This is a genomic window from Bacillus sp. SG-1 (assembly GCF_000181495.1).
In the GTDB taxonomy this organism is placed as follows: Bacteria; Bacillota; Bacilli; order Bacillales; family Bacillaceae_B; genus Rossellomorea.
In genome coordinates this window covers 45,529-54,260 of the sequence record NZ_ABCF01000015.1, presented here as the reverse complement: position 1 = coordinate 54,260, position 8,732 = coordinate 45,529, and the positions used below count along the sequence as shown (strand labels likewise).

The following is an 8,732-nucleotide window of genomic DNA, read 5'->3' as shown; positions in this document are numbered from 1 at the left end:
TAGACGCTCATCAGCAATATAAAAATGATCAGGAAATGAGGAACGAGCACTCTGTCAGTGTTAAAAATTCCCATGGGCAGATAGGTTACAAACAAACTTGATCCATAGAAACAGATTAATGCGATGAACGGAAGGAGAAGTTTTTTCATTCCTCACCCTCCGCTTCTTCGGGCTCCTCCAGATCAATGCTCACCTTGCTTCTGTCCACAACAATCACATGTTCAAGATGATACAAGTCAGCTGTCGGTTCAACATATGCCGTCTGTGTCAATCCATATTGGTCTGGCACGACTTCCTTCACTTCCCCGATCGGCAGCCCCTTTGGAAATACGCCGCCAAGACCTGAAGTGATGACTTTGGCTCCTTCTTCAACCTTCATATCATTAGGGATGCGTTTAACTAAAAGCTGATCCCTGTCGGTGTCATACCCTTCAATTGAACCAATGACATTTTCATCACCTTGAATCAGCGCAGAAATCCTGTTATTTGGATTTTTATTGCTGAGCAGTTCAATGGTCGAGGAAAACTGCTTTACGCTTTTCACCTTCCCTATCAAACCTTGGGAAGTAATGACAGCCATGTTGGCTTGGACACCTTGGACTTTTCCTTTATCAATTACAAGCAGATCTTCCCATTGGCTGGGATTTCTGGCAATGACGGTCGCCTGAATGGGATCAAAATCTCTTAAATTTTCTTGTTTGTCCAAGATTTGACGCAGTTCATCATTATCTTTTTCAAGATCTTTCACCATAGTTTCGAGCTTTACAAGCTCTTCCAGGCGGGACTTCAGTTTCTGGTTTTCTGTATAAGTATTTTGCAAGTCTTTTACGTTTTCAAAGAAACCGGCAATCGCTCCAACCGGTTTGGACACAAGGGATTGCCCAAATCCAACAATATCTCCTACGAACTGTTCCGGCCAGGATATATTATCCCTTTCACGAACAGAATATCCTATCAATGCCACCAGCACGATGATGCTGACAAGAAGGATGATCAATCGTTTATTCAAAAAAAAGCGGGGCATGTAAGACACCTCTATCTTTTACACTTATTTTCTATCCTGTTTGAATGAATATATTTTAACAAGTACACTTCTTAATCTACCATTTTTCTCAAAAAGGAAAAAGAGCCTTTTAAATAAATGCACGCCCATAAGCGATTGATCAGGCGAACAGTTACTTTTACCCTTTTACACAAACAAGAAGGGACTGCCCACGTTATCTTTCAATGAGTGCAGCCCCATCTTTAATAATCAAACCATATTATTTTTTGTTTTTGAATAAATCGATATGGTCAAGTGCTTTTCCAGTACCGATCGCCACACAATCAAGCGGGTTTTCTGCAATCAGTACAGGCATTTTTGTTTCATCACTGATGATCTTATCCAGGTTACGAAGCAGAGCACCGCCTCCAGTGAGGACGATTCCGCGATCCATGATGTCGGCCGCCAATTCAGGAGGAGTCTTCTCAAGCGTGCTCTTAACGGCATCGACAATGGAGTAAACTGTGTCCCTGAGCGCAGCGGCAATTTCATCTGCTGTGATCTCAATTGTTTTTGGCAGTCCCGTCAACAGATCACGCCCTCGGATATCCAATGTATCGACACCTTCCGAGTCTCCGGCAGAACCAATTTCAACTTTGATGGTTTCGGCCGTACGATCCCCGATCATCAAGTTGTACGTTTTGCGGATGTAGTTGATGATGGCTTCATCCATTTCATCCCCTGCAACACGGATGGATTGGCTTGTCACGATTCCGCCAAGGGAAATGATTGCGACTTCTGTCGTTCCGCCGCCGATGTCCACAACCATGCTTCCTGTCGGTTCCCAAACTGGGAGATTGGCGCCGATAGCAGCTGCAAATGGTTCCTCAATCGTATAAGCATCCCTTGCTCCCGCCTGTCGCGTAGCGTCAATAACAGCGCGTTCCTCGACAGCTGTGATGCCGGATGGAACGCAGATCATTACATAAGGCTTACGGGAGAAGGACCCTCTTCCATTAGTTGCCTGTCTTATGTAATATTTCATCATGGTAGCAGTGGTTTCGTAATCAGCAATGACACCATCTTTCATCGGGCGCAGTGCCACTACATTTCCCGGTGTTCTTCCGATCATGTTTTTAGCGTCGTTACCTACAGCCACGATCTGCTTTGAATCAGTCTGCAAAGCAACCACTGAAGGTTCACGAACGACGATTCCTTTTCCTTTTACATATACAAGTGTGTTAGCCGTTCCTAAGTCTATTCCAAGATCCTTTGTACCAAACATTGTTGTATCTCCCTTTCTAATGCGGAATGGGGTCATTCCAATCTATATAAGTTCTTTCCCTATATATTTAAGCTTCAAAAATCATAAACAATATTATAGCCTAACCATCACAAAAAACAAAGTATCATAAGTATCCTTTTTCCTTTAAGCTGACATATTTCTTTTCACCGATTATAAGATGGTCCAGTACTTCTATCCCTATGATTTTTCCACATTCGACGAGCCTCTTCGTCACTTCAATATCCTCCCTGCTCGGAGTCGGGTCTCCTGAGGGGTGGTTATGGATACATATGATGGACGCCGCTGATCTTCGGAAGGCTTCCTTAAAGACTTCACGGGGATGCACGATAGATGCATTCAGGCTGCCAATAAATATAGTTTGTTTGTGAAGTACTTGGTTTTTTGTATTAAGGTAAAGACAAACGAAATGTTCCTGTGACAGGAATCTCATATCATTCATCACGTAGTTGGCTCCATCTTCGGGGGAGCGAATCGAATAGCGGTCATCATATGCAAGGTTGCCGATACGCCGGCCGATTTCTAAAGCAGCCATGATCTGTACCGCTTTAGCAAGTCCAATGCCCTTGATATTCATAATTTCTTCAAGAGAAGCTTCTTTTAAAAGCCTGAGACCTTCAAACGTCGTCAGGACCCGGTTCGCCAATTGCAGGACAGACTCCGACTTAGTTCCTGTCCTCAAAATGATTGCCAGAAGCTCCTGATTGGACAGACTGGCTGCACCGCTTTGAACCATTCGTTCACGCGGCCTTTCATCAGTAGGATAATCTCTGATCATAAGTTTTGTTTCCGGCAAAATTCCATACCTCCCAATTATAACGCCTGGGAGGACTAAAAGAGGAAAAATGCTTACGGATGGCAGCCCATTTCTTTCAAGCTGCGGTATACCTGGGAAATCGGCAGCCCCACTACTGAAAAATAATCACCGTGGATTTCTTTTACAAGAAGGGCGCCCAATCCCTGTATTCCATATCCGCCTGCTTTATCGAGTGGTTCACCAGAAGCTGCATACGTTTCTATTTCCTCTTCTGTCAGCTCCCAAAACGTTACATCTGTTTTTTTGTAAAACATTTTTTCATTTTCGTTATTCACAATGGCTACACCTGTATAGACGGAATGTGTTTTGCCTGAAAGTGTGCGGAGCATTTCTTTAGCATGTTCTGCACCAGAAGGTTTTCCCAAGATTTCATTGCCATAGACAACGACCGTGTCCGATCCAATGACAAAAGCTTCCGGGTGTCGGGCTGCAACGGAGACGGCTTTACGCTTGGACAGTTCCATCACAACTTCATGCGGCGGCAGGTCTGAAGAAAAAGTTTCATCAGCATTGCTGACTTCAATAGAAAAAGATAGTTGGATTTGTTGTAGAAGTTCTTTTCTGCGGGGGGAACCTGAAGCTAAAATGAGGTTTGACAATTCATACACCTTTCCCTTCTTCCGTAAGATTGGGAGATACCATTTCATCGTATCAAATACTTGTCCTATTCACAACTAATAACAAAGCGGAGATTTCCCGTTCAGCGGCATACGAAATGAACTTCACGACTAATCGTTAAGAGAAGCCGGGATCTTGGCCACTGGAGTTATGTTGTCGGATGCCCCTTCTCGAGATTTTCTGCTGTTAATAAAAAAAGCAGGGTCAAATTCCTCCCTGCTCTGCCTCTTTATTATATATTTCCCGGAAAATATCCAATATACCAGATAATATTACAATTTGTGATAAGACTCCAAATAAGTAAGCAAAGACTGTTGTGCAGCAATAAGTTTAGAGAGTTCCGTTGAAGACTTGTATTCCTGCAGGTTCCGTGAAGCCGTTTCAAGATTTTCTTTCAATCCGGTCATGTTCTCACTTACTTTTGAAGCTGACAGATCATTCAACAGCGTGCTGATTTCGTTTAATTTCTCTTCATTAATTGACCCGTTTGTGTACGCATTTGAGCTCTCAACTGCTAATGCAGCAAAAACGGCTTTTGACTTTTCAATGAAGTCAGCATCTGCTTTTGTTCCCGCAACATTCTTGTCTGGAAGCACGATGTCCTTTGCATACACTTCAACATCTTGATTAGAAAGTTTTTTGCCCATAGCCTTTGCTCCTTCAAGGTCTCCTGCGGTTCCGATAAATAAAAATAGGTTACCGTCCATTTCTATCATCATCGTCGGGATGCCTTTTGCCTCCAAGGACGCTTTCATGGTATTGGCAGAGTCCGTAGTGGTGTATACTCCTCCCTGCAGAACAGATGCCGTCAGACTATCAATGGTTATAGTACCCCCGGCAGCAGAAGGAGTTTCCTTCCCATCCTTGTTTACATCTGCAGCCTCCTGAAGCTGAACCGCCGGGATGGATTGCTCACCGTCGGTAATAACATTAAGAATAATGAAGCCAAAAATTAGTGAGACAGCAACCGCACCGACCAGCGTATAGATGATCCTCGCAATCCCAGGAGTGATTTGCTTTACGCCAAACCGTTTTTTTCCTTTGTTTTTTTGTACATAATTAATTTTTTTAAATTCTTTAGGAGCCGGATCTTCGTCTGGAAGGACCCAGTCAAAAGAATCTTCTTCTGCCCTCTCTTCGGCAGCGGCAGATTCTTCTTCTCCTAACTTCCAATTATGTACAAGCAGTTCTTCATTATAGTTCTTTTTGTCTCCGTTAATTTTTATTGTGATCCTGCCATCTTTGCTGCCCCGCTTGTCCATTTGTGTCCCCCTCCTCTATGTCGTTTTTTTTATGCTATCACAGTGCATAAAAAAAAGAACAAGACTTTTGTCGTCTTGTCCCCAGAGGTTTTCGCCAATTTTTTCATTTTCGGAAATGGCACTCTAAATAGATAGTAATATAACACAGAAGATTTTTTATTTCCCGCTTTATTTAGTTACTCATCTTCATTTTCATCCAAGTCACTGTAGCTGCTGAATGGATTCACTTTATTGGCAGGCGGCGGGCTGTTCAGCGATGGCATTTCTTCTATAAGCTGCATGAGGTCAGGCAAATAAAAAGCAGCAACCAGCAGCTTATAGCTGACCTTGTCATAACTGTCTCCCTGTATAATCGATTCTTCAGGCCCTTCAAAAGCAATTTGTTCAATTTCTGTTATTCGGTCAAGCTCTTCGAGGACTTCCAAAAATTTTTCCATTTCGAAGTAACTTGGTGATTCGACAGAAAGTATTGCATTGAGTTTTTTCAATCCTTGAGGCAGAATTTCCTGCGTCTCCCCATTCACTTCCCCTGAATCTTCACTATCGTCTGAAGAAAGATTTTCAATATCTTCCTCTGCACTCTGGGATGTGAGCGGCAGAATTACATCTCCTTCGGAAAATTGGATACTGGATATAAAACTGTCTGATATCGTTTCCGCTTTTTCCAGATCAAGAAGCAGCTTTTCCGTCATTGGCTTAACAGGAACCTTTTTTTGAAGAGAAATGGAATTTTGAAACGTTTCCTGTTCAATATTGCTCGTTTTCTCTTCTAGTATAGAAATCAGCTTCTCCTCTGTTTCCAGTTCCTGTGCACGAACATCGATTTCCTTTTGAACCGGGTTATAAAGCAGAAAATAGACACCAGCCAAGATACAAACGCCAAGGATGATAGAACCGGCCATCAACAGCCATTCCCTTTTTTCGAATTGGAGGTTCATCACTCTCCCCCTCCTTCACTTTCAGATTGAAGTTCACTCTTGATGAAGGACTGATTCAAGGAAATTTCATACTGCCCCAGATACCTTGGCATAAGTTTATCTTCTGGAAGCACAACTAAATCTTCCTCCATTTGACCTTGGGATGTTTCAAGGGAAGTCAGTTTTGCTTCACTGATCCAATCAGAGTGTTTAAGATCATTGAGGTAGTAGGCGGCCTGCCTGCTCGTGTCAAACTGAACATTCAGGTTAATCATCCCATCCTCTGTGTAGTTAAACTGTCTGAAGAAACCCCTCTCAGGCAATAGAGAGGTAAGGTGTTCAAGAACAGGAACTGTATCAATCGGATATTGTTCAGCCCACTGAACAGCTGTGTGGAGCTGCTCTAGCCCATCTGAAGACTCAATGGTATTTACGGTCGTTTCCTGTTGAAGACGAAATTCTTTTTTCATTTCTAGATTTTTTGTTATGTTCTCCAGCTCCTGATGTGATAACTGGGTAAAAACGAGAAGGAATGCAGTCCCCAGTATGGTGAGGGTAAGTGCAGCGATGGCAATGTAAACCGGCATCCTCCGTTTTCGTTCTTTCTGTGGAAGTAAATTGATATCAATCAGCATCACAGCACCTCTTTCAATGCCAAACCGATTGCCAGGTCGAATTGCCGGGGCACCGTCTGTCCAGTTGTATCCATCACAGTGTCTTTAGGGGATCTTTGGACAGCGACATCCAGTCTGTCTGATAGCGTTTGATAGATTTCATTTAAATAAGGATGGTCTCCTGTCAGGATGACTTTATTGACATTGACCTCTCCTTTATTCAAGGAATATTTATAAAAGCTGAATACTTTTTCAATCTCTTTAAAGGTATCTTCCAAATAAAACAGCAGTCCGCCTGACTGGTTTTCTAACGGCTCCGCAAGCTCGAGGTCTCCCTGCAGGGAAATCGGCCTCAGGAAAATGGGCTGGTTATTATGGAAGATGGAGATGGTCAACAGTTTCTCATCAAACTGAAGAAGCATTTCATGATCCGTACTTCTCACCATATCATTATGATAGAAGTACCTGTACAGAGCTAATGGAGAAATATCCGCGACCATCGGCTTCAACTTCACTTCTTCCAGGATATCTCTATAGGAGTGGATGACTTCTTCAGGAGATGCAACAACCAATATTTCCTGCTTGTCCCCTTTTTCCCCGAGAAGGACCACGTCGAACAAAGGATCCTCAAATGGAAGATGAATACTTGTCCCGATTTCCATGAATATATAGCCTTTCAACTCATCTTCTTTAATATCAGTTGGCACAAGGACCCTTTTGACAATGATGGAAGTGCTCGGAACAATGAAACGGACCGGCCTCTTCGTAATTCCCCACTCAGAAATACATTCTTCCAGAATCATGACAAGGGTGTCATATTCAATGATCTTTCCATCCGTTATGACACCTTGAGGAAGAAGCTTCTCACCATAGTTATGCAAGATCAGCGGGGAATCCATCTTCAAGTCTGCATACCGGATTGCTGTATCGGTGATGACGAGATTTGCTACTCTTTTGTTTTTTCCAAACAATCCAAAGTTCATTGAATATAACCCCTTTACCTAGAACCCGAGCAAAAGTGATAAATACCAGTTAATGATATTTTCATAGTAAAAATAAGATATAAGTGTTCCAACAGCGATAAACGGTCCAAACGGAATAGGTTTCTTCCGTTCAAAAAAGCCTGCCGCCAAGCCTATGATCCCGATTACTGCTCCAAATAAGGTAGCAAGGAAAAAGGAAAGAAGCATTGGCTTGACACCCAGAACAAAGCCGATGAGCGCGTACAATTTAATATCACCGCCGCCCATTCCGCCTTTACTGATGACGGCAATTAAGAGTAGAAGCCCGAAGCCTAATGCAGCTCCCGCTAAAGAGTCCCAGCGCGAACCCAAAGGAATCAAAATTCTTTCTAATAAAAAAAGCCCCGAGAAAAACAGCAGAACTTTATCAGGGATAATCATGTATTTTATATCAGACACCAAGATGATCATGAACAGCGAAACAAGTGTGAGGGCAACGAGAAGTTCCCACTCCAATCCGATGATAGAATACGAGATTACAAACAATACCGCTGTAGCTGCCTCCATTAAAGGATAAAGAGGAGAAATGCGTTCCCGGCAGCGGGAACACTTTCCTCCTTGAAATAAATACGACAAAACCGGAATCAGTTCCATTGCCGTCAATGTATGGCCACACCCCGGGCAAGAGGAGCGCGGCTTGACGATCGATTGTTTAAGCGGAACCCGCAGGCCTACTACGTTGTAGAAGGAGCCTAGGAGTAAGCCGTATGAAAGAAGAAGTATCTTCATTTGAAAGATAAATCAAATCCCATCTAACTCAATATCCGCACGCGTAAGATCATCAGGGTCTCCAGTTGCGAAATATTGAGCATCATCATCTCCAATTAACGTAACAGAATAAGTATAGTTATTATTATCATCACGAGAAACTGTTACATTACTGTTCACAATATCGTATGCATCACCAGAAGGGTTATCTACATCTTCTAAGTATCCACCATCAATTAATTCTTCAAGACTATACTCCTCACCATCCGATCCCACATCGGTTGAAGTCACTGCCAACCTCGCTGCACTAACCATCTGCTGAGCATTCGCAATATGAGCATCTTTCTTAGAGTTATTAATAAGTCCACCAATACTAGGAATAGCAATTGCAGCAATGATTCCCAAAATAACGACAACAGCAAGTAATTCGATAAGGGTTAACCCTCGTTGGTCTTTCAACTTTTGACCTAATTTTTTCAACATTTTCCG

10 protein-coding genes are annotated in these 8,732 nt (G+C 42.8%); all 10 read right to left on the bottom strand.

What is annotated here, in order from left to right:
• Positions 1 to 145: 145 nt before the first annotated feature.
• Entirely contained in the window at positions 146 to 1,024 is an 879-nt protein-coding gene (mreC, locus tag BSG1_RS09600) for a rod shape-determining protein MreC (protein WP_006836815.1), read from the bottom strand.
• Positions 1,025 to 1,262: 238 nt separating this feature from the next.
• The gene (locus BSG1_RS09595) at positions 1,263 to 2,267 is read right to left on the bottom strand and encodes a rod shape-determining protein (protein ID WP_006836814.1); all 1,005 of its coding nucleotides are present in this window, start codon (positions 2,265 to 2,267) and stop codon (positions 1,263 to 1,265) included.
• Between the two features lie 124 nt (positions 2,268 to 2,391).
• The gene (gene radC / locus BSG1_RS09590; RefSeq protein WP_044022696.1) at positions 2,392 to 3,063 is read right to left on the bottom strand and encodes a RadC family protein; all 672 of its coding nucleotides are present in this window, start codon (positions 3,061 to 3,063) and stop codon (positions 2,392 to 2,394) included.
• A 71-nt stretch (positions 3,064 to 3,134) separates the two neighbouring features.
• Positions 3,135 to 3,701, bottom strand: a complete 567-nt coding sequence (locus tag BSG1_RS09585) for a Maf family protein (protein ID WP_044022695.1) — start codon at positions 3,699 to 3,701, stop codon at positions 3,135 to 3,137.
• A 291-nt stretch (positions 3,702 to 3,992) separates the two neighbouring features.
• Positions 3,993 to 4,982 carry a hypothetical protein gene (locus BSG1_RS09580; protein ID WP_006836811.1) on the bottom strand — a complete coding sequence of 330 codons (990 nt, stop codon included), beginning with the start codon at positions 4,980 to 4,982 and terminating at the stop codon, positions 3,993 to 3,995.
• A gap of 176 nt (positions 4,983 to 5,158) precedes the next feature.
• On the bottom strand, positions 5,159 to 5,920 hold the full coding sequence (locus BSG1_RS09575) for a hypothetical protein (RefSeq protein WP_006836810.1): 762 nt from the start codon (positions 5,918 to 5,920) through the stop codon (positions 5,159 to 5,161).
• On the bottom strand, positions 5,920 to 6,534 hold the full coding sequence (locus BSG1_RS09570) for a PilN domain-containing protein (RefSeq protein WP_006836809.1): 615 nt from the start codon (positions 6,532 to 6,534) through the stop codon (positions 5,920 to 5,922). The genes BSG1_RS09575 and BSG1_RS09570 overlap by 1 nt, the downstream gene beginning before the upstream one ends.
• Positions 6,534 to 7,496 (bottom strand): type IV pilus biogenesis protein PilM, encoded by a 963-nt coding sequence (gene pilM / locus BSG1_RS09565; RefSeq protein WP_006836808.1) that lies wholly within the window; start codon positions 7,494 to 7,496, stop codon positions 6,534 to 6,536. The genes BSG1_RS09570 and pilM overlap by 1 nt, the downstream gene beginning before the upstream one ends.
• 18 nt (positions 7,497 to 7,514) lie before the next feature.
• Entirely contained in the window at positions 7,515 to 8,264 is a 750-nt protein-coding gene (locus tag BSG1_RS09560; RefSeq protein ID WP_044022690.1) for a prepilin peptidase, read from the bottom strand.
• 12 nt (positions 8,265 to 8,276) lie between these two features.
• Entirely contained in the window at positions 8,277 to 8,726 is a 450-nt protein-coding gene (locus BSG1_RS09555) for a prepilin-type N-terminal cleavage/methylation domain-containing protein (RefSeq protein ID WP_006836806.1), read from the bottom strand.
• Between the last annotated feature and the right edge of the window lie 6 nt (positions 8,727 to 8,732).

What these genes read in the sequence shown, in the direction of transcription:
- mreC (WP_006836815.1), bottom strand. Translation starts at nt 1,024, where the DNA reads ATGCCCCGCTTTTTTTTGAATAAACGATTGATCATCCTTCTTGTCAGC.
- BSG1_RS09595 (WP_006836814.1), bottom strand. Translation starts at nt 2,267, where the DNA reads ATGTTTGGTACAAAGGATCTTGGAATAGACTTAGGAACGGCTAACACA.
- radC (WP_044022696.1), bottom strand. Translation starts at nt 3,063, where the DNA reads ATGATCAGAGATTATCCTACTGATGAAAGGCCGCGTGAACGAATGGTT.
- BSG1_RS09580 (WP_006836811.1), bottom strand. Translation starts at nt 4,982, where the DNA reads ATGGACAAGCGGGGCAGCAAAGATGGCAGGATCACAATAAAAATTAAC.
- BSG1_RS09575 (WP_006836810.1), bottom strand. Translation starts at nt 5,920, where the DNA reads ATGAACCTCCAATTCGAAAAAAGGGAATGGCTGTTGATGGCCGGTTCT.
- BSG1_RS09570 (WP_006836809.1), bottom strand. Translation starts at nt 6,534, where the DNA reads ATGCTGATTGATATCAATTTACTTCCACAGAAAGAACGAAAACGGAGG.
- pilM (WP_006836808.1), bottom strand. Translation starts at nt 7,496, where the DNA reads ATGAACTTTGGATTGTTTGGAAAAAACAAAAGAGTAGCAAATCTCGTC.
- BSG1_RS09560 (WP_044022690.1), bottom strand. Translation starts at nt 8,264, where the DNA reads ATGAAGATACTTCTTCTTTCATACGGCTTACTCCTAGGCTCCTTCTAC.
- BSG1_RS09555 (WP_006836806.1), bottom strand. Translation starts at nt 8,726, where the DNA reads ATGTTGAAAAAATTAGGTCAAAAGTTGAAAGACCAACGAGGGTTAACC.